12 protein-coding genes are annotated in these 21,740 nt (G+C 43.9%); 4 read left to right on the top strand and 8 right to left on the bottom strand.

Going from position 1 to position 21,740, the window contains the following annotated elements; translation table 11 throughout:
• Positions 1 to 3: 3 nt before the first annotated feature.
• The 3 genes from LZ23_RS22305 to LZ23_RS04010 form a co-directional block, all read right to left on the bottom strand.
• Positions 4 to 2,277, bottom strand: coding sequence for a hybrid sensor histidine kinase/response regulator (locus LZ23_RS22305; RefSeq protein WP_052507102.1), 2,274 nt, complete (start codon positions 2,275 to 2,277; stop codon positions 4 to 6).
• Positions 2,274 to 3,176 carry a substrate-binding periplasmic protein gene (locus LZ23_RS04015; RefSeq protein ID WP_045211797.1) on the bottom strand — a complete coding sequence of 301 codons (903 nt, stop codon included), beginning with the start codon at positions 3,174 to 3,176 and terminating at the stop codon, positions 2,274 to 2,276. The genes LZ23_RS22305 and LZ23_RS04015 overlap by 4 nt, the downstream gene beginning before the upstream one ends.
• Before the next feature lie 215 nt (positions 3,177 to 3,391).
• Positions 3,392 to 4,267, bottom strand: coding sequence for a glycosyltransferase family 2 protein (locus LZ23_RS04010; RefSeq protein WP_045211795.1), 876 nt, complete (start codon positions 4,265 to 4,267; stop codon positions 3,392 to 3,394).
• Between the two features lie 445 nt (positions 4,268 to 4,712).
• On the opposite strand from LZ23_RS04010, the gene LZ23_RS04005 reads away from it, so the two are divergent.
• Positions 4,713 to 5,450, top strand: a complete 738-nt coding sequence (locus LZ23_RS04005) for a UPF0280 family protein (protein WP_045211900.1) — start codon at positions 4,713 to 4,715, stop codon at positions 5,448 to 5,450.
• A gap of 16 nt (positions 5,451 to 5,466) precedes the next feature.
• Here the strand turns inward: LZ23_RS04005 and dnaA are convergent, their stop codons facing one another.
• Positions 5,467 to 6,810: a chromosomal replication initiator protein DnaA gene (gene dnaA, locus LZ23_RS04000; protein ID WP_045211794.1), complete on the bottom strand. Its 1,344-nt coding sequence runs from the start codon at positions 6,808 to 6,810 to the stop codon at positions 5,467 to 5,469.
• A gap of 473 nt (positions 6,811 to 7,283) precedes the next feature.
• Here dnaA and LZ23_RS03995 point away from each other — a divergent pair, with 473 nt between their 5' ends.
• Genes LZ23_RS03995 through LZ23_RS22300 form a run of 3 tightly spaced genes read left to right on the top strand, consistent with a single transcriptional unit; the run spans position 7,284 to position 11,804 of the window.
• Complete coding sequence (locus tag LZ23_RS03995; protein WP_232300398.1) at positions 7,284 to 10,037, top strand: cation-transporting P-type ATPase; 2,754 nt, start codon at positions 7,284 to 7,286, stop codon at positions 10,035 to 10,037.
• Between the two features lie 19 nt (positions 10,038 to 10,056).
• A complete protein-coding gene (locus tag LZ23_RS03990) occupies positions 10,057 to 11,397 on the top strand; it encodes a M48 family metalloprotease (protein ID WP_084590884.1) in 1,341 nt (446 codons plus the stop codon).
• 14 nt (positions 11,398 to 11,411) lie between these two features.
• A complete protein-coding gene (locus tag LZ23_RS22300) occupies positions 11,412 to 11,804 on the top strand; it encodes a DUF3568 family protein (protein WP_052507100.1) in 393 nt (130 codons plus the stop codon).
• Positions 11,805 to 11,810: 6 nt separating this feature from the next.
• Here LZ23_RS22300 and LZ23_RS03980 read toward each other — a convergent pair whose 3' ends face one another.
• The 4 genes from LZ23_RS03980 to LZ23_RS22285 all read right to left on the bottom strand — a co-directional run bounded on the left by LZ23_RS03980 (position 11,811) and on the right by LZ23_RS22285 (position 21,432).
• Positions 11,811 to 12,167 carry an anti-sigma factor antagonist gene (locus LZ23_RS03980; RefSeq protein WP_045211792.1) on the bottom strand — a complete coding sequence of 119 codons (357 nt, stop codon included), beginning with the start codon at positions 12,165 to 12,167 and terminating at the stop codon, positions 11,811 to 11,813.
• Entirely contained in the window at positions 12,168 to 13,304 is a 1,137-nt protein-coding gene (locus LZ23_RS22295; protein WP_052507099.1) for a PP2C family protein-serine/threonine phosphatase, read from the bottom strand.
• 2 nt (positions 13,305 to 13,306) lie between these two features.
• Entirely contained in the window at positions 13,307 to 17,806 is a 4,500-nt protein-coding gene (locus LZ23_RS22290; protein ID WP_052507098.1) for a PAS domain S-box protein, read from the bottom strand.
• A 572-nt stretch (positions 17,807 to 18,378) separates the two neighbouring features.
• Positions 18,379 to 21,432 carry a hybrid sensor histidine kinase/response regulator gene (locus LZ23_RS22285; protein ID WP_157493105.1) on the bottom strand — a complete coding sequence of 1,018 codons (3,054 nt, stop codon included), beginning with the start codon at positions 21,430 to 21,432 and terminating at the stop codon, positions 18,379 to 18,381.
• Positions 21,433 to 21,740 lie beyond the last annotated feature (308 nt).

Genomic DNA, 21,740 nt, shown 5'->3' with positions numbered 1-21,740 from the left:
AAATTATTCTCCTTTACTCAATATTTCCCTGATTTTGATCAGCAGTTCACTAAATTGAAAAGGCTTGCCAATGTATCCCGCAGCACCACTTTTGAGTACATCTGCAGCCTGCCCGGTTAAGGAGTAGCCACTGGCCACAAGCACTTTGACTGCTGCATCCTTTGTCAGCAACTGATCCAAACATTGCCTGCCGCCCATACCGGGCATGTTTAAATCCAGGATCACCATATCTATCTCACCTTTTCGCTCCGAGTACTTTGACAGGGCTTCTTCGCCGCTGGCAGCCGTCAGAATCTGATAGCCATAGCCCTCGAGAGCTTCTGCAGTCAATTCCAGAATATCTAAGTCATCGTCCACTACCAGTATTGTCTCATTACCCTTGACAATCCAGGAAGATTCAACTTCAGGCTGATCCAACGCTTTTAGGGCAGGCTCATTCACAGCCCGGGGCCAATAGATCCTGAAAGTTGTCCCCTGTCCCGGTTCGCTATAGCAATGAATACTGCCACCATGACTTTTAACTATTCCATAGACCGTAGCCAGCCCCAGTCCTGTTCCCTTACCCACTTCTTTGGTAGTAAAAAAAGGATCATAAATACTGGCGAGAGTAACTGTGTCCATACCATGTCCGGTATCAGAGATGCAAAGCATAACATATTGTCCAGGCTGGATATCCAGCTGACTTGAGACGTAGTCATCATCAAGATCCACATTTTTTGTTTCAATGGTCAATCTGCCACCTTCAAGCATGGCATCAGCTGCATTGGTACCCAGATTTAAGATTACCTGTTCGACTTGAACCGGGTCTGCTTCAATTGTCCATAAATTTTCATCAGGAGCAAACTGTACGCTGATCATTTTGGGAATAATTCTCTGCAGCATGACAATAGAATCACGCGCAATAGTATTGAGATCAAGGCATTGGCGCATAACATCAGCTTTGCGGCTGAACAGAAGCAGCTGCCTTACAAGCCTGGCTGCCCGATCTATTGATCCCGCTATGATCTCCAACCGTTTTGTGTCATGATCGTTTTTGGATTTATGCATTAAGATCAGCTGAATATTCCCACTCATGGCCTGGAGAATATTATTAAAATCATGAGCAATACCTCCTGCCAGAATACCCACTGATTCCATTTTCTGGGACTGACGCAGCTGCTCTTCAAGGTTTTTTTGAGCAGTAATATCCATGGCAATACCTTCCCAGACAAGATCACCCTCTGCAGTCAGCCTTGGGGCAGCTGTTAGAGACATCCACCGCAGTTCATTATCAGGTGAGATATATCTCGCTGTCGTATTGAATTGCGACATGGTTTCAGTCGCTCTATTCTCCTGCTCCAGAATATGCTCTCTGTCCTGTTCAGTAAACAGGTTATAAAATGCCCGGTAATCGGCCAGGATATCAGTTACAGACACTTTATGCAGGCGCTGGGCCCCGGCACTGATGTAAGTAAAACGTTTTTCATCATCACTCATGATACATTGATACACATATCCATCCGGCAAATTATCGCTCAAACTCTGTAATTGTCTGCCTCTCTCCCGCAAGTCCTTTTCCACCTGCTTGCGGTCATTAATTTCCAGACTGAGACGGCTGGTATGATCGGCTATACATTCTGCCATTAGATTAACATCTGAAATAATTGCATTTATATCCTCCTGCGGCACCGGCCTTATAAAGCTTTTATAATTACCTGCTGCTATGGACCGGATACTTTTATGCAAACTTGAGAGTGGCCTTTTGAGCAATAATGACATTAGAATCTGAATAACCAGTACAATAATCACAATTGAACTCAGTAACGTCACCCCTACAATGCGGATTATATTATTCTGCATTTCATGAATTTGATGTCTGGAAAACCATATTTCCACCTCGCCTACAACGTGTGGTTCAAAAAAATCATTTTCAAAATAGATATCCCTGGTCTTTCCAAAGAGATCCTGCCCGTTATGGTCTGGAATATGGTCAAAAACAACAGTCTCAGGACTGAAAATCAGTCTGATACCGCTCACTATTTCATTATGTAAATAGGCCGAAGCAATATGGGTGGCAAAATCATGGTCCAGGTTCCAAGCTGGTCTGGAAAGAACATGAGCTATTTCATCGCTCAGCATTTCAGATCTGTTTTGTATGTCAGCACTGTACCTCTCGGTAAGATAAAAATAAAAGATTGCGCCGAGAGCAGTCAGTAAGACGGCAAGGGACAATGAAATCCCCACAATGAGGTCTTTAGTCAAACTTCTCTGAATTTGCCTGCCAAAAAGCTTAATCATTGCGCATCTGGTTTGGGCTGAAGGTTATGAGAGTATTGACCCCCCATTGACTCCATATTCCCGGTTATCAGACTCTGCAGGTAGTCTGAGCCTTGAATATAAATGTCTATGATGGCCTGTATCTCTCCGGATTCATGCATAGTTCTGATAACAGGATTAATTCTTTTAAGGACATCATGGTGTCTGCCCCCGGCAAAACCGATATGGCCCTCCATAACGGTTAAAGGAACAGGCAAGGCCCTGACATTGTGCTGCAATCCATGATTCTGGAGCACGTAATGTCCCACAAGCCAGTCGCACGGGTAAACATCAATGCGTCCCATGATCAATTTTTTGAAGTTGGACTCATGAGAGTTGGCTTTATCGAGGTTGAACAAATTGCAATTGTCAAATTCAGCCCCATAAGTATACCCTGACATAACACCTACATTCAGACCGGATAGATCTTCAATGGCGCCATTGAAAGAAAGCTCACTTTCCTGGCGAACAAACAAGTAAAGTGGATTGAGAATGACAGGATCGGAAAAGTCGAAATGCTCAAGTCTTTGGGGAGTTTTGTAAAAATTAAAAATACCGGCTATACTGCCCTGCATGGCTTCCTGATAGGCCCTGTTGAATGGATAATAAACCAGTTCAAGGTTTATGTCAGCCCTGTCAAATACAGTACGCACAATTTCCACGAGAATTCCCCGGGCCTCGTTATTTTCCATGTATTCATAAGGAGGAAAATCAACATAAGCCAGGACAACATTATCCTGACTGGCGGCATGGGCCTGAACAGTCCAGAGAGGGACAAATAACAAAATGGCAAAAAAGGTAATTTTCATAGCTTTACGGTCTCTGGCGTGCCCGTTATGTAGATACGTAAAAAAATCACTGCAGAAGTCAGGCCTTTGCATACAGCTTACCTGACTAAAATTTTTCACTATTCAAACCTTATGTCAAGAAACACTGCGCAAGGAATGCCAAATACATAAAATAAGCAAACATCTACCCACATTAATGCGGGCTGTGCCCACAACCCAATTTTGAACAGGGACAGTTAAGTTGAGGCGTTGACTGATTTATCAGGCTGAAGGCTGAAGAATCAGGATCTTGGGCATTATTTCTCATATCAAAGTAAAAAAGCTTCTTGTTTTTTGCTACAGAATTGAGGCGGTAAGTTACTAAAATATTGCAGCACAAGCTCCTGAACTCGCATGGCTTCTTCCACGCGTCCCCTTTTCAGGCACCCTTGACAATATATCCTCACCTTGTTTTTCAGAATACTGTTGAGAGCCAGGTCTGCTTCATAGTCAAGAACTCCATGTTTTTTTATATCCAGCAGGGAATAAATTCGGTACAAATCAAGACCAATAATTTTTGACGAAAGCTGATCAGGGCGCCCTCCATTCCTAACAGTCAAGGGAACCGGAAGCAATCCAAAGGGATAATGCAGACTTATTCTGAGCCACAGATCATAGTCCTCACATGCAGGCAGCCCTTCATTGAAAACAAACCCCTGATCCACCAGATCCATATTCATTATTGTACAGGAAGGACTTACCAGGCACAACTCTAAAGAACGTTCAAATATCCAGCCTGAAGGCTTATGATGCTTAATCATGGGATTTACCCTTTTGCCTTTTCTAAACCAGATTTCTTCAGTCTGTGAAATCTTGAATCCGCTTTCACACATAAAGTTTAAATGTCTGCCAAGTTTATCAGGCATCCACGTGTCGTCTGAGTCTAAAAAGGCTGCATACCTGCCCCTAGAAATACTGAGGCCAGTATTTCTTGCAGCAGCAACACCTTTGTTGTCTTGATAAATGTATCTGATTCTTCTATCATGAAAACTGTCAGTTATTCCGGCTGTAGTGTCTGTGGAGCCGTCATCAACAACGATCAGCTCAAAATGACGATAATCTTGGGCCAGGACAGAGTATATGGCTCTATTTAGACACCACGCTCTATTATATGTTGGAATGATTACTGAAACCAGAGACGTCATAAGCTGTATCCTTCTTCTAAGTAACTGGAATAGTTTTGCCAATAAAATCATACGTTTACAGTTTTCACATTTTTCGATTTTTGCCCTATGATACATGCACATTTGCCAGAAAAGTTCCGTCAAAGATGGGAACTTTGAGCCTGGCACAGGGACTGTCCCGCGCTGTGTAAATTTTGTCATTAAAGCCAATTTCTTCCAGGGACCAATGCAGCATCAAATTTTTTTATAGTACCTCGCGGGGACTGTCCCAATTTCCAAATATGGGACTGTTCTTCAAGGTGGAGGCAGCTTCCAGCCGCCTGGAATTAAATAGCCTGCAGGATGCAGGCTCCACTTTAAAGACAGTTACTCACAAGTTCGGTCCCGGGCCGCCCGGGTGGAGAGCTTCTAAGTGACTAAAACCAGATTAGTAAAAATCCAGCTACAGTCAACTTTGATTACAATTATGAAATATATCAATCCTTCGAGAAATTATCGTCAGTCATGCACCCCTTTTCAAGGTGAAGTCGGCTATCAACTGGTTGTTGAGCAAAGTGATCTATACATCATAAGCACAGCTGACTACAGTGGGCATCTTCTGAGCCGACTGCACAAAATAAGACAGAGCATCAAAACTCATATCCTGTTTCACCCTGAATTTGCTGCAGCAATGACCCCATTACCCATTCCCAGGCATGCTCCGACAATAATCCAGAACATGTGTAAGGCTGCAGCACTTTTTAATGTTGGCCCAATGGCCGCAGTGGCCGGTGCTGTTGCTCAGGATATTGCACAGTACCTTAATCAATTAAGCCCTGAGGCTCTAATTGAAAATGGAGGAGATATATTTATATACTCGACGCAAGACAGGTTAGTAGGGCTGCTTGCTGACCCTGGTCAGGAACTGACCCTTGGCATTCGCGTCAAGACCTGCGAAACTCCCTGCGCTGTCTGTTCTTCATCAGCTACAATCGGACATTCCATAAGCCTGGGCAAGGGTGATCTGGTTGTTGTCAAAGCAAAATCAGGAGCAGTAGCCGATGCTGCAGCTACTGCTTTGTGCAATATGGTAAACAGCAGAAAATCACTGCATATCATGAACAAAAAAAGGCAGGAACTGGAGGAAAAGGGAGTGACTGGACTACTGGCCCAACTCGGGGAAGAGCTGACAGCCTGGGGAGAGATGGAACTGGTAATGTTGTAAAAATGGATCTGTATTTTCAGCTTACAATCTGGCTGATAGTCTGTTCCAGCTGTCTGCCAAGAGGGCTTTGACGGGAAAGCTCTTTTTCTACACTCGTTATACCCTTGATCACAGTGGAGTGTCGACGGTTAAGTTTATAACCGATTTCCTTCAGGGATGCTTCGGTATGTCTGCGAGCCACAAAAAATGCCACGTTTCTCGCCAGAACATACTGTTTTTTTCTACTCTTGGAACTGATGCTGTCCAAAGAAACATCAAACAACTTACACACCTGATTAATGATATCATCCATGCTCAGGCTGTGCTCCTGAACATCAAAGTGCTTGATAACCTGGTTTGCCAGCTCAAGAGATATCTTTTCCTTAAGCATCCTGGCCTTAAAAACAAGATTTTGCAGACAACTTTCCAGCTGACGGATATCTTGCTGTATCTTGCCTGCAAGAAAATCCGTCACTTCGTCGGGCACATCAATCTGCATGGAAGCAGCCTTGTTTTTGATGATTTCTCTTCTGGTTTGCAAATCAGGTCTCTCAATAACGGCGAGAAACCCCCTGCACATTCGCGAAACAATATTGGAATCAATGTCTTTAAGCTCTTTGGGGAGAAAAGTGCTGGTTAAAACTACTTTTTTGCCCTGACACTGCAGAGAATTTATTGTGGAAAGAAACTCATTCTGAATATTCTCCTTTCCTTGAAAAAAATGGATATCTTCTAACATAAGTACATCAATCTGATCCCTGAATCTTGCCTTGAATTCATCCATACGACGTGATTTCAGAGCCATAACCAGTTGGCTGGCAAATTCTTCTGCAGTCAGGTAAGCCATGCGAATATTTTTAGTATTGGAAATCTCAGCCAGGTGGTTGCCCATGGACTGGGCCAGATGCGTTTTGCCAAGACCGGTAGAGGAACACAGAAAAAGCTGATCAGAAGAAATACGTTCACTGCAGAAGCTTTTGGAAGCCACATAGGCCAGCTCATTGCAGGGACCAACAACAAAGTCCCTGAAGAAAAATTTGAATCCGCTGACGATTTTCAAGGCTTTTCGAGATGGCAAAGCCGGTTTTTCCTCAGGATTGACCATACGTCCAACCTTCAAAGGGCTGGTTTTACAGTTATTGTCAGGTGAAGTAATGGCCAACTCCGGCTTTTTTCCAAGCACCTCCATTCCAGAGCTTAACACTGCATCTTCCAGTTTGTCTTTGACCCATGAAGCAATAAAGTCATTGGGAGCTTCCAGCACTAATCTGTTGGAATCCTGATGATATTCACCCTTGAGAGGTTTGATCCATAGCTGAAAAATCCCTGGTTTCAGGGATTTTTCGAGGATTGGTTGAATTCTTTCCCACGCGTTCATCATGAGGACGATCTTTATCCGGAATCCCGTTTAACTGGCAACCTTCAAAATCAGTGCTTTTAAGCAGTTGTCACCTATGGAGCACTCAACTCTTAACATATTGATAATAAACATTTTTTATTTGATAATCAGGTTTACTCCAACTGCTGTCCACAATTTAATTCTCCAAGCCCAAACCCCAATGATCATGGGACATTAACAACTGCTTTGGACATTGCATAATTTTTTTTCAACAAGATACTTTTTGATTTTCTTCAAATTTCTTCAATTATCTCAATCTTGTTTTTTGTGTTCTTTATTTTTGGATACTAAATGGTAAACACTTACACCATAACAGTAGTCACAAATGAAAACACCTGCACGTGAAACCCTATCTGTCCGGCACATACTTTTCCCTTGCACTGTTACTATTGGACAAATTTTCATATTTGTGGCAAAAGCAAAGTTAAGCTTATTTCATTTCAAGGAGGCATAAAGTGAATAATCAACCCAGAATATCTGATAAAAGAAAATGGCACAGTGTTCCCACTGATGAAGCCATGAATATTTTAGAGACAGGCCCTGATGGCCTGTCCATCAAGGAAGCCACTGACAGGCTGAACAGTTTTGGCCCTAACATGCTGGCCCAGACAGCAAGAAAGGGTCCTCTAACCAGATTTCTGCTCCAGTTTCACAATGTTCTGATTTATGTACTTCTTGTCGCGGCAGTCATAACCGCCCTATTGCAGGAATGGGTGGATTCCATGGTCATATTCGGTGTGACCATAGTCAATGCGCTGATAGGTTTCATCCAGGAAGGCAAGGCTGAAAAATCTCTCGACAGCATCAGAAACATGCTTGCACCCCAGGCTGTGGTCATAAGAGATGGTAAAAGACAGACAATTTCAGCCCAGGACCTTGTCCCCGGAGACGTTGTGGTGCTTAAGGCAGGGGATAAAGTCCCTGCTGACATCAGACTGTTTGAATCCAGAGATCTTCAAATTGATGAGTCGGCTCTGACTGGAGAATCTGTTGCTGTGAGTAAAAATACCCATGAGGTTGACGAGGATTCTTCCCTGGGTGACAGAACGAGTATGGCCTTTTCTGGAACGCTGGTCACATACGGCCAGGCCAGAGGGGTTGTATCTACAACTGGAGAAAATACCCAGATCGGGCGCATCAGCTCCATGCTCAGCCAGGTTGATACCCTGACTACTCCTTTGTTAAGACAGATTGCCAGATTCGGACACATGCTCACTGCAGTCATACTTGTCCTTGCCGGTCTTACTTTCTTCTTCGGTATATTGATCAGGGATTATAGTGCCGGCGACATGTTTCTGGCTGCTGTAGGTCTTGCTGTAGCTGCCATACCTGAAGGCCTTCCAGCCATTATGACCATCACTCTGGCCATCGGAGTACAGAGAATGGCCAGAAGAAACGCCATTATTCGCAGTTTGCCGGCTGTTGAAACCCTTGGCTCAGTGACCATTATCTGTTCCGACAAAACAGGAACACTTACCAAGAATGAGATGACTGTACAAAATATTCAGACAGGCGATAATCTCTTTACGGTTACAGGGGCAGGTTATTCTCCGGATGGTGTTTTCAAGCTCCATGATAAGGAAGTAGATTTCAATAATTATCCGGTGCTCATGGAAATGTTGCGCTCTGCCTTTTTATGCAATGATGCTGATATCAAGGAATCAGATGGACATTGGAAGCTTGATGGAGCACCCACCGAAGGTGCTTTAGTTACTGCAGCCATGAAAGCCGGACTTGACCAGGAAAAAATAAATGCGGAAAATCCACGCCAGGACAGCATGCCTTTCAGTTCAGAAAAAAAATTCATGGCCACCCTGAACAGGGTTGACAGTAAAAATGTAGTTATCCTGAAAGGAGCTCCTGAAAGGGTTATGGAGCGTTGCTCTCATCAACGCCATCAAGGTAAAGACAAGCCTTTAGATCTTGATTTCTGGCAGAAAAGCGGGGAAGAAATTGCTTCCAAAGGCCAGCGTCTTCTTGCTGTTGCCGTAAAAAAAGCTGGTGATCTGCAAAGTGTACAGGATAAGGATGTAGAAGATGGATTCACACTTCTCGGCGTCTTTGGTATTATTGACCCCCCTAGAGAGGAAGCCATTGAGGCTGCTGCCAAACTCATCGGGGATTGTGTTTCTGTAAAGGAATGTCGTTCAGCAGGCATCAGGGTCAAGATGATCACTGGAGATCACGCCTTAACTGCTTTATCCATAGCTGAAAAACTTGGTATTGGTGACGGCAAAACCGCCTTGACTGGAAAGGAACTTGAAAACAAATCCGATGAAGATCTGGAAAAGGTAACCCCTGATATTGATGTCTTTGCCCGTACCAGCCCTGAACATAAACTTAGACTGGTCAAGGCCCTGCAGGCACGCAACCATATTGTTGCAATGACTGGAGACGGAGTCAATGACGCCCCGGCCCTCAAAAGAGCAGACGTAGGTGTGGCCATGGGCAAAAACGGTACTGAAGCAGCCAAGGAAGCCTCTGACATGGTTCTTGCTGATGACAACTTTGCTTCCATAGCCAACGCAGTGGAAGAGGGGCGAACAGTTTATGACAATCTCAAAAAGGCTATACTGTTCATTTTACCCACCAATGGTGGACAGGCGTTACTGGTCATTGCATCCATTCTCATGGGAATCGGAGTAATGGACGCAACAGGACATTTCACCCTGCCGGTAACACCACCTCAGATTTTATGGATCAACATGGTCACAGCAGTCAGCCTGGCCCTGGCCCTGGCCTTTGAACCATCTGAAGCCAATGTCATGAACAGGCCACCCCGCTCACCTGATGAAAACCTGGTATCCGGTTTTCTCCTCTGGCGAGTAACCTTTGTTTCGCTGATCCTTGTCACAGGCGCTCTTGGTCATTACAAACTTATTCTTGCAGGCGGATATTCTCAAGACCTGGCAAGCACAGCAGCCATCAATACTCTTGTGGTGGGTCAGGTATTCTATTTATTCAACAGCAGGTATATCTATGAATCCTCATTGAACTTTCAGGGAATATTCGGCAGTCGCCCGGTTCTTTTATCCATTGCTGTTCTCGCTGTTTTACAGCTTAGCTTTACCTATCTTCCGCCGATGCAATTTATTTTTCAGACTGAAGCCCTTGCCTTTTCGTCATGGATCTTGATTTTCATCTTTGGTATTATTCTGTTTTTTCTTGTAGAACTGGAAAAAGCAATTTTCAGAAAGACCCAAACCTGAACAATTATCGGGGTTAATCATGAAACAACTTATCAAGACTGTGGAATCTGCCATGGACCTGCCTGTTATCAACCGCAGACACTTCCTTTATCTGTCAGCTATAGCAGGTATGGGGGTTCTGGCTGGCTGCGCTGTCAATCCTGTAACCGGCAGGCAAGAGCTTATGCTGATGTCTGAATCTCAGGAGATAAGCATTGATCAGCAGAATTCACCCCATCAGATATCTGCCGATTACGGCAGAGTTCAGGATAAAACTCTAAATGACTATGTATCGTATGTGGGTCGCAATGTAGCGGCCCAGAGCCACCGGCCCGACATGCCCTACTCTTTTCATGCTCTGAATGCTCCGTATGTCAATGCTTATGCCTTTCCAGGCGGAACCATCGGCGTAACTCGGGGTATCCTTCTGGACATGGAAAATGAGGCTGAACTGGCAGCACTTATGGGCCATGAAGTCGGCCATGTGGCGGCAAGGCATACCAGTCAGAGAATGACCAGAGGGCTGCTTACAGCTGTATTACTTTCAGGAGTCACGGCTGCCGTGGGACCAGATTTGGGAGATCTTGTTTCCGGTCTTGGTGGAATTGGTGCCGGTGCTCTTCTTGCAGGTTACAGCCGCAACCAGGAAAGGGAAGCAGACTCACTGGGTTTGGAATACATGGCCAGGTCTGAATACAACCCTGAAGGATTCGTTGGCTTAATGAACATGCTTAATGAAATGTCCGGAAAAAATGAAAACTCCATGGCTGTACTTTTTTCCACCCATCCCATGAGCAGCGAACGTTATGAGACAGCTTTAAATGAGGTCAGCACAAGATACCAGGCACAAAAGCATACCAAGCCCATTTTCAGAGAAAGATATATGGACAATATTGCAGGTCTTCGCAGAATTGCTCCGGCTGTCAAAGCTTTGCAGCAGGGAGACAGCCATATGGCACAGAGAAACCCTGATAAGGCAAAAGAGCAGTACCAGCGGGCATTAAACATTGCCCCTGATGATTATGCCGGCAATTTGAAAATGGCTAAATGCCAGTTAAGCATGGAACAGTATCAACTGGCCAGGCGTTACGCTGCCAGGGCAGCTGAGGTTTATCCAGATGAGCCTCAGGCTGTACACATCCTGGGCATGACCAGTATTTATACCGGGAATTTTGAAAATGCGCTTAACGAATTTAATCGCTATCATGAAGCTCTTCCAGGCAATCCGAATACCATCTTTTTTCAAGGTCTTTCTTATGAAGGCATGGGCAGAAGAGAGCCTTCTGCTCAAAAATATTATGAATTTCTGCAGCAGGTTAACCAGGGTGATTACGCCGCCCATGCCCACTCAAGGCTTCAGGAATGGGGATACCTGCAATAATAAGGAGAATTAAAATGTATCACTTAAAACAAAAAATATGTATGGGAATGATCGTACTTTTTTGCTTTGGTTTATCGGGCTGCCTTTTCGCTCTTGGAGGCGCGGCAGGAGGTGGTGCGGCTCTGTTTTTTAAAGGTCGCCTTCAGGAAAATATAAGTTATGATTTCCAAACAACCAATCAGGCCGTGCGCCAGGGTTTATCCAGCCTTACCCTTCCGTTAACCAAAGACGAGGTAGATGTTGACTCAGCAAGCTTTGAGTCAAAATATCCTGATGGCACTCATGTCTGGATAGGAACCAGGTATATAGCTTCCAATACTACCAGAGTCACCATAAGGGTTGGAGTTACCGGAGATGAACACCGTTCAAGACAGATTTGGGACGAAATCAGAAAATATTTGAACTAAGGCGGCCTATGCCCGCAGCCCATCATAAACAAACATTGTAAGGGCATGCTCTTCATCCCGGGCTATGGTAAAAATACCTTTATCAAGCCTGGTAATGGCAAACAGCTGGCCAACATTCTGCCTTACACCGAAAATCACCATTTTGCCCTTTTTGCTTATGGTTTTGTAGGTCGATAGCAGAGATGACAAGCCAGAGCTGTCCATAAACTCAACATCGGAAAGATCTATGGCCACTTTGATCTCATCTTTGATTATATAGTCCACCATGCCGCTTTTAAATGCAGGGGCATTGCCCGAGTCAATCCTTTTGGCCAATGGTTTGACAATCAAAACACCTTCGCGTTCACGGGCCTCAAAATCCATCTATAATCTCCTGATGTATAAAGCTGTCTGATCATCATTAACTTTCAGAATGCCCGAAAAGCTGTCCGCAATTTTTCTCGGAAGATCCAGTACATCGAAATCATCTCTTATTAACAGCTCCTGACAAACATCTCTAAAGGCTTCATAACCGATAATCCCCTGGTCAATGTCTTCAGACTCATACAGACCATCAGTATATAACAACATCCTCCATAAACCTGAACCGTCTATAACATTAATCTGGTAATCATGCTCATTAACACCGAGCAGCGGTCCTGTGGCATCTACTTCATTAAACCCATTTTCATCTATAAAAAAAGCTGGACAATGACCGGCATTAATGTACTCAATTTCCTTTTGCTGTGGAAAAAAATCAGCTGCAAACAGAGTCACAAAATCCCCTTCATCTCCAAAAGTGTGAATGAGTTGCCGGTTTAGACTGTTAATTAACTTTGCAAGGGACAAAGTACAGCAATTATCAAGCCGAAACGTGGTTCTGACCATGGCCATGATAAATGCTGCTCTGGCCCCGTGTCCTGATACATCCGCCACAACGCACCTCAAGCCGCCATCAGCCAGGGGTACATAATCGAAATAGTCCCCGCCAGCCACTCCGGGCAGATGATAAACACCATGAGCGAAAATATGGTTTGACTTGAATGGTTCCGCGGGCAGGACACTTTTCTGGAGTTCATTCATGGACTCCAATTCCGTAGTGAGCATGACATTTGCCTGATGTAACTTCTTGCGTGTCTTGAAAAGCTCAATCTGAGTCTTGACCCTGGCCCTTATTATATGAACCTGATAAGGTTTAGTAATATAATCCACAGCTCCAAGACTCAAGCCCCTGGCTTCGTCTTCACTTGTGGCTTTGGCTGTAACAAAAATAATGGGAGTGGATTCAGTCTTGGAGTCATTTTTGAGCCTTCTGCAAACCTCGTAGCCATCCATACCGGGCATGAGAATATCCAACAGAACAAGATCAGGCTGCTCTCTTCCAAAGGCTATACGCAGTGCCTCTTCGCCACTCGTGGCAGCCACAACATCATAATCCCTTTTCAGAATCGTACCCAGAATGGTCAGATTTTGTGCTGCATCATCTACAATAAGAATTTTTGGACGCCAGTCTTTATACATTTTTAAACCTGATTATCCATGTTTTGCTGAAGATGAACCTCTAATCTGGCAAGTATTTTTTCCGCCTCTCTAAAATCAAAAACAGACATGGACTTCATAAGATCCTGCACTATTTCCGCGTAATACTCTGATCCAGCATAGTTTTTAAAATATTTCACATAATCCTGTGCATCCAGACTGTTTTTCATCAATAACTGCCTAAATTCATCAATTCGTGGTAAAAGCTCTTCTACTGGAAGAAATTCTTTTAACCGATCATTCTTTTCTCGCCTTTTAAGCAGCAATACACTCTCTTTGAGCTCATCTAAAGCACTCTGTAAATATTTCAGATCATTTTCGGTAATATTTCGATCTTGTCTGATGTCCTCAACCATACGACTGCATCTCTCATAAAGTTTGGTTGCAGAGATATTGCCGGCTATACCCTTCAGGGTATGAATGAGAGCTTCAGCATCACTTTTGTTGTGAGAGTCTAAATAGTGTTTCAGTTTTTCAGGAGTGCCAGCAAAGTCGCGTACGGTATCTTTAAGAAGCCTGGAATAAAGAGAAGTGTTACCCCCAAGTCTGCTTAGACCACTTTGGACGTCAAGTCCTGGCAACTGCATCGGAAAACCTCCCTTTAGATTTTGTGCATTATAAGAAGCTGCCCTATCATCATGGATCTTTGAACTGATAAATTTTTCGATAGTTTGAAATAGTATTTTCTGGTTGATGGGTTTGCCCAAATGCTCATCCATACCGGCAGCTAAACTTTTCTGCCGGTCACTCTCCATGGCTGCAGCTGTCATAGCTACAACAGGCAGATCAGGATATTTGCTTTTAATAATTTTTGTAGCCTCAAAACCATCCATTTCAGGCATCTGGATATCCATAAGCACAATGTCAAAATTGTGATCATCAACTGCGTCCACAGCTACTTTTCCATTTTCAGCCACCTGTACTGAAATACCTGCCTGCTCAAGGATCTCTCTTGCCACCTGTTGATTAATCTCGTTGTCCTCCACTACAAGTATACTAAGGCCCTGCAAATAATAATCAGGAAAAAATATGGTGCTGGGTTTCTGTGCATCCTTCACTTCTCCTCTTGCGCTCATAATGGCGTCAAAAAGAGTTGAGGAAGTAAATGGCTTGAGAAGCACATTATCAATCCTGTTAAGACTCAGATAACTCTCTGCTTCTTCCTTTCTGCCGGATGGTGCCAGCAACATACAGACTTGAGGTCTGACTCCCCAGGACAATTCTTTATCCCGGATCAGCCTGATGGTCTCTGGACCACTTATACCCTGAATATTCATATCTACCAGAATGACATCAAAAACCCTTCCCTGACTCAAAGCATCGCTGACCAGTTTTAAGGCTTGTCTTCCATCTGCAGCAGCCTTTGTAGAAAAATTCCAGGATTCAAGGATTTCTCTTAAAATAATCTGGGAAGTTTCATTTTTGTCAACAATCAAAGCTCTGCACTCATCCAGACTGCAAGAGTCAAACCTGTCTTCAACCTCCTTTCCAACCCTGAAAAGAGCATTAAAGGAAAATACACTTCCCTGCCCTGGCTCGCTTTTTACTTCAATATTACCCCCCATAATTTCCACGAGTCGCTGACTGATAATAAGACCCAGTCCAGTACCTCCGTATTTTCTGGTAGTTGAAGTGTCAGCCTGGGAAAACGCCTTAAATAATTTCTGCTGCTCCTCTGAACTGATACCGATTCCAGTATCACAGACTGCAAACCTTAGTATTGCCTGTTCATTGTCTCTGCTGACCAGATTTACCTTGATTTCAATCTGACCTTCATGGGTAAATTTTACAGCATTACTCATCAAATTGGTCAAAACCTGCTTGATACGCAATGAATCACCAACAACCACCCTGGGCACATCCGGATGCACGCGAAAAAATAGTTCCAGTCCCTTGGATTCGGTAGAATTTATGAAGAGCACAGCAACCTGATCCAGCAAGCTTTCAAGATCGAATTCATGGTGTTCCAGCTCCAGCCTGCCTGCTTCAATCTTGGAAAAATCCAGAACATCATTAATAACCCCGAGAAGCATCCTGGAGGAGGTCTCAATCTTTTCCAGATAATCTCTTTGTTTGGGACTCAGTTCAGTATTCAGGGCAAGCTGGCTCAAACCAATAATAGCATTCATGGGGGTACGTATTTCATGGCTCATATTGGCTAAAAAATCACTTTTAGCCCTGTTGGCATCTTCTGCCGCTGTTCTGGCCTGCTCCATGGCAACTCTTGCTCTTATCCTGTCGGAGATATCCCGTACACTGCCAACTGCATGCCACTCACCATCCAACTCAAAAGATGCCACAGATCTTTCCACGTCAATAATTTTTCCTTGCCTGGTTCTGGCCTGAAACTCCATAATATTGTCTACAACCTTTCCAAGACCACTACCTGCAAACTCACGAATACCCTGTTGTGCCTTAATTCGATCTGCTTCAAGGGCCACCAGGTCATGAATATCCTTACCAATAGCTTCTTCTTCAGAATAACCGAAAAGATTATGTGCGGCCTTGTTCCAGAAGGTCACCCTTCCTTTTGAATCGATCACAATAAGCGCATCAAGAGAAGCCTGAGTCATACTTCGAATTTCCTTTTCCTTGCGCAGAATGGCTTCTTCAAACTCTTTACGCTCTGTAATGTCCTGTATTATACACCAGATCATCTTTTTGCCGGACTTGTCAGTAATAAGCATCCCGTTAAGCAATACAGGATAACGCTGACCATCCTTTCTGATGTATTCCTTTTCATAAGGACCAAAATAACCGGTCTTTTCCAAAGACTCTAACTGTTTTGCCTCCTGTTGCTCATACTCCCTCGGAGTCAAGTCCCAATAGCTCAACTCTCTGAACTCTTCTTTTGTATAGCCGGTACTCTCTAAAAGTGACTGATTGAAATCAAACCACTGACCTGTAGCAAAATCATTTAAACCAATGCCTACAGGAGACATTTCAAAAAGCCCCCTGAACTTTTGCTCATTTTCCAGCAGGCTGAGCCGGGCTTCTTTTTCCAGGGTTATATCCATTGCTGCTCCCCTGTATCCAATGAGCAATCCCTCACTGTCAAAAACAGGCACTCCGGTCACCCTTTGCCAGATGAAGCTCCCGTCAGGCAACATTGATCTATGCTCAAGACCTGAAAAAGACTCACCTTTTTCAGCCTTGTCCAGAAAGAAATTCATTACATTTTGAGAATCCTCTTCAGGTATAAAATCAAAAGGTGAACTGCCTATGATTTCATCAACAGGTCGTTTCAAAACCTGACTGGCCCTTTCAGTGACAAATACGTAAATTCCGTCAACATTGGTCTCCCAAATATACTCTCCTGCAGCCTGAGATATATCTCGAAATCGCTGTTCTTTAATTCTTAGAGCTTCTTCAGTTTCAATACGCTCTGTAATGTCCCTGGCTGCAGCATATATCAAATTACCTTGAGGATGCGAACGCCATTCAATATAGCAATATGTGCCATCCTTTTTCCTGAAACGATTTACAAAGTTAATAACATTTTTATTTTCTTTCAGCAAAGCCATTTGCTGGATAGTTTTTTTCTTGTCTTCCGGGTGTATAAAGTCCATAAAATTTTTTTGTCTGATCTCATCCAGATCATAGCCCAGAACTTCTTCCCATGACTTGTTCAGCTTGTGAAACTTGCCCTGCATATCTGCAATGCATAAGAGATCAAGAGAAACATTGAAAAAACCTTCCAGCTCTGCGGTTTTGATCTCCAGTTCCTCCTGCACCTTTTTCTGTTCGGAAATATCTGCAATAAAACCATGCCAGAGTGTTGATCCATGCTCATCGCGTTGAGGTATGGCGCTGCCCATAAGCCACTTTCGGGTTCCATCCTTATGGGTAACCCGGTATTCAGTTTTCCAGGGTTTTAATGTTCCTGCAGACTCTTGAATGGAATCAACAACACCTTGAGTATCCCGGGGGTCAATGACCTCCATTACAGCTGATGCGTCTTCTCTAACCTGCTCAGGATCGACCCCATAGACCACCTTCATGCCGGCGCTGGCGTAAGGAAAGCTTCCTTTTCCGTCAGCATCAACCTTGTATTGATAAACTACACCCGGCACCTGTGATGCAATTTTCTCAAGCCTTTCATAAAACTCCACAGCCTGCTTTTGAGCCTGTTTGGTCTCTGTAATATCTCTGAAGTAACATAAGAAAACCATTTTTTCCTGAAACTCGACACGTTTTACTGTTACCAGAAAGCTGCGTAATTCTCCTGTTTTGGTTCTATGCAGGGTTTCAAAGTTATCAATGCCTGTTTTAATAATTTTCTGAATATGCTTCTGCACCTCTTCTGAGCTTTCTTTTGCTTCATAATCGCTTATGCGAAGCCTGAAAAACTCATCTCTGGTATAACCCAGGTTTTCATGAGCTGCCTTATTGAATTCAATAGGCAGAGAAGTTTCAGGATCTATGAGAACAACACCGTCGGGGGACAGTTCAAAAAGCTCTTTGTAGATATGTTCAGTTACCATACAGTCTCCAAAAAAGGGAGCATTGCTCTTATCTAATGCGGGCTGTGCCCACAACCCAGCTATCTGTTATTAGTAATTGTTATTCGTTATCTGTTATCTGTTATTCGTTATTCGTTATTCGTTATCGATGTGGCACAGATGATGATTCTTGCGGGAGCCACTTGCCTGATAAGTGAGACGCTTAAAACATTGGTTATTGCTCAAGATGGTCCCGGAATGCATGCCCTGTGCTTAACATAAAATGGGTTAAACTCTTAGTTCAGACTGAAGGTTGAAGACATTGGACATTGCTAATTTTAATAAAGATTAAAATTTATTTATTGCTCAGCATATTTAATGAGGTTACAACGCAGAATCTTGTAAACATTAACTTATGGTGAATGCAAGGAAAAAGAGCTCTGAATTTCTAAGCTCACAAGGCAGGGATTTTATCAGTTCAGATCTTTTTATGCAGCACGGGGGCTGCCCCTGGCTTGGGAACTGTCCCCCATTGAATTTTCAAAAACATGTAATCCTTCCTGTCTGCAGTGCCAGCCATATCAGCCATTTAAATGTGGCACGAGATCTGACGCTCATTTGAGATGATTGTTTTTCCAGGCCTTTTTAAGTCTTTCAAGCTCATTTTCTGCCATTAGTACCAGACTTTCAGCAGCAGCAATATCACAGTCCCTGCCAGCTTTCTCAATTTGCATGGCAACATGGCTCAGAGCTTTGGCACTTATTGTTAAAGCAGCTCCTTTCATCGAGTGGCCTTCTTTATGGATTACTTGAGTATCCCGTGATTGAACAGCGAGACTCAGAACAGTCAGCTTCTCAGAAGTTTCCAAGATAAAGCTGTCTACAATGCTTTTTGCAAAATCCTGTTCAACGAAGCGATGCATCAGCTCATCCCGGTCCAGAGCCGGCAAGCCAGAATCAGCTCCATGTTCTTTCCAGCCCTCAGTCGCATTGAATGGATGGATCATGGCTTTATCAGGCTTTTGAAAATCCTCGGCCTCCTGTTCAGCTTCATTATTTAACCATTTTTTCAATACACTCGACAACTTTTCCGGGTCAATGGGCTTGGTCAAATAGTCATCCATACCCGCCTCTAAGCACTGCGCCCTGACATCCGCCAAGGCATGCGCAGTCAGTGCGATGATGGGAACTCCTGCATCATCTTTCCTGTTTTTTCCAGCACTCCATGATTTTCGCATTCCAGCATTGTTTTCTTCTAAGCTTCTGATCTGCTTTGCTGCCTCAAACCCGTCCATTTCCGGCATCATTAAATCCATGAGTATAAGATCATAAGGCAATTGTTGTATGGCATGCACTGCTTCCTGACCATTGGCTACGGCATCGGCACGAAGACCTATTTTTTTAAGCATGGTCAGAACTACCTGCTGATTGGTATGATTATCCTCAGCTACAAGGACTCGTCCGGAAAATATAGGATGCTCAGGCTCTTCCAGCTGAGCTTTACCTGTCACATTGCATCTTATCCTGGATTTGCTGAATACCTGGTTTCCTGTACCAGTCATAACCGTGACCAGGGCGTCACACAGTCCTGACTGACTCACTGGTTTGTTCAGGCAGGCAGAAATGGTCTGGGGCGAACAGACACTTTTGTCTGAATGCCCTAAGGGAACAAGCATGATTGTTGGCAAAGATTTAAAGCGTGCATCTGCCTTGAGTCTTTTAATGACTTCCATGCCGTCCATCCCCGGCATATGCAGATCCAAAATGGCCAAATCAAACCTATCGCCTCTACCATGGGCTTCGGATAATGCACGCAAGGCTGATTCACCGCTCTCTACCCCATGGGTTCTTATGCCCAGGAAAGTTAAGTGTTTTAGAATAACATTCAGGTTGGCAGCATTATCGTCCACTACCAGGACATGCAATCCTATTAAGTCAATTGGTGGCACAGGCCGGATATTTTTGCTGTTCGCCTGAACCACAAATCGTGCTGTAAACCAGAATTTAGAACCCTGTCCTAAAACACTGTTAACTCCGACGTTTCCACCCATCAATTCAGCCAGTTGCTTGCAAATGGCCAGTCCCAGTCCTGTTCCGCCAAACTTTCTGGTGATGGAGGCATCCACTTGACTGAATTTGTTAAAAAGCATGTCAGTTTTGCCATCAGGAATGCCAATGCCGGTATCACGGACAGTAAAAAGAAGAGTACAACGCTCAAAGGAGTTCAGTGCTGAATCATGTATTGCGGATAGACCTGCCTGATTATCTTCAGTCGTCATTCTGGATTCATCATCCATGACTTTACTGACTCTGATCTCCACTTCTCCGCACTCTGTAAACTTCAGTGCGTTGCCAGCCAGATTAATTAATATCTGGCGCAAACGTCCGGGGTCCCCGCGAAGAAGCCGGGGAACGTCTGAGTCTATGGAATAAATTAGTTCCAGACCTTTTTCGTGTACACGCAAAGACATGGAGGCAATAAAATCATCCATCAGATTTTGCAGGTCAAAATCAAGGAGTTCAAGCTCCAAGCGTCCAGCCTCGATCTTGGAAAAGTCAAGAATATCATTGATTAGATTAAGCAGGGCCTTGCCGCTGGATTGAACTATTTCAGCATAATAACGCTGCTCTCTCGTAAGATTGGTATCAAGGAGCAGGCCGTTCATGCCTATTACCCCGTTCATTGGCGTCCGAATTTCGTGACTCATATTGGCCAGAAATTCAGACTTGGCCTTACTGGCAGCATTAGCTTCTCTGGCAGCAAGTTGCTGTTGCTTAAAACTTTGCTGCAGCTGCTGCATATTCTGCCTTCTGATAACTAACAAACGACAGGTAGCAGCCACTGGTAAAACAATTGTCACGCCACCCACAATGAAAAAAAGCCGAATAAGCCAGGCATTGGAAGCTTTGCTTGGCCATCCGTTTTCGGGAATTGCTGCCATTTTCCAGTATCCATATGGCAGGTTCACACTTGCCAGGACCGGATCAGAGTCAAAAACTTCCTGGGAGCCAAAAAAAAGATCACCGTCCGAACCCAGGGCGTCTTTTCCCCGGATGGCTACCTGAAAAGGCATGTCGTTTAGAAAAAGTCCACTGGACTGGTAAAAATCATGCAAATCAATGACTACAGAAATAAGTCCCCATAATTCTCTACCTTCGTCATTATCCATAAACACTGGTATACGACCGATAAGTCCCTGCCCACCCTGAAGAAGATTAACAGGCCCTGCCAGCACAAGGGCACCCGCCCCTATGGCTCTGAGTGCTGCATCTGCCTGGGCTGGCACGTCCCGGAAATCTACTCCGATAATTGCCTCATTTCCTTCAACTGGATACATGTATTTCATGACCAGACCAGGAGCAGCACCGATATTTCTAAGTTGAGGATAATTCTCAATCAAGGGAGCAGCGAGAGAAGCATACCGTTCAAGAGACATGTTCGGTTCAAGACTAATGGCAATGACCATCCCCTCAACTCTGGAAGCATTAATGTGAATATTTCTCTCCAGTTCGGCACGTAAAGTGCTCAACTGAAAATGTACAGATAGACGAGCATCTTCCACCTCTTGCCTGAGGGAAAAACGTTCAAAATAATACCAGGTAAGTAGTACAGCAATGGCTACAACTGCAGGTGGAATCCAGAATTGAATTTTTTTTAACTTTGCCAAAACCTTGTTCACCTCATACAAGATCAGAATCAGCCTGACCTGAAGAATGTTTTTTTGGTACTTTTCAGTAAATTGAACACATTACTTTTTAAAAGTTCATTCATCTCAGTGAATACATCAATCATTTTATCTTGTAAATAAGACATCACACAGTATTTCAAACAAATAACGCGACAAAAATGTAAAAAGATAAAAACTCTCTTTATTTAACATCTTATGAGTAACTGGAATCGCTTTGCTTATAAAATCAGATGTTTACAGTTTTCACATTTTGACGATTTTTGCTTTGATTGATGCACATTTGCCAG

The sequence above is a fragment of the Desulfonatronovibrio magnus genome (assembly GCF_000934755.1).
Taxonomy (GTDB): domain Bacteria; phylum Desulfobacterota; class Desulfovibrionia; order Desulfovibrionales; family Desulfonatronovibrionaceae; genus Desulfonatronovibrio; species Desulfonatronovibrio magnus.
Note: the sequence above shows the minus strand (reverse complement) of the source record. Positions and strands in the feature narration are given on the sequence as shown.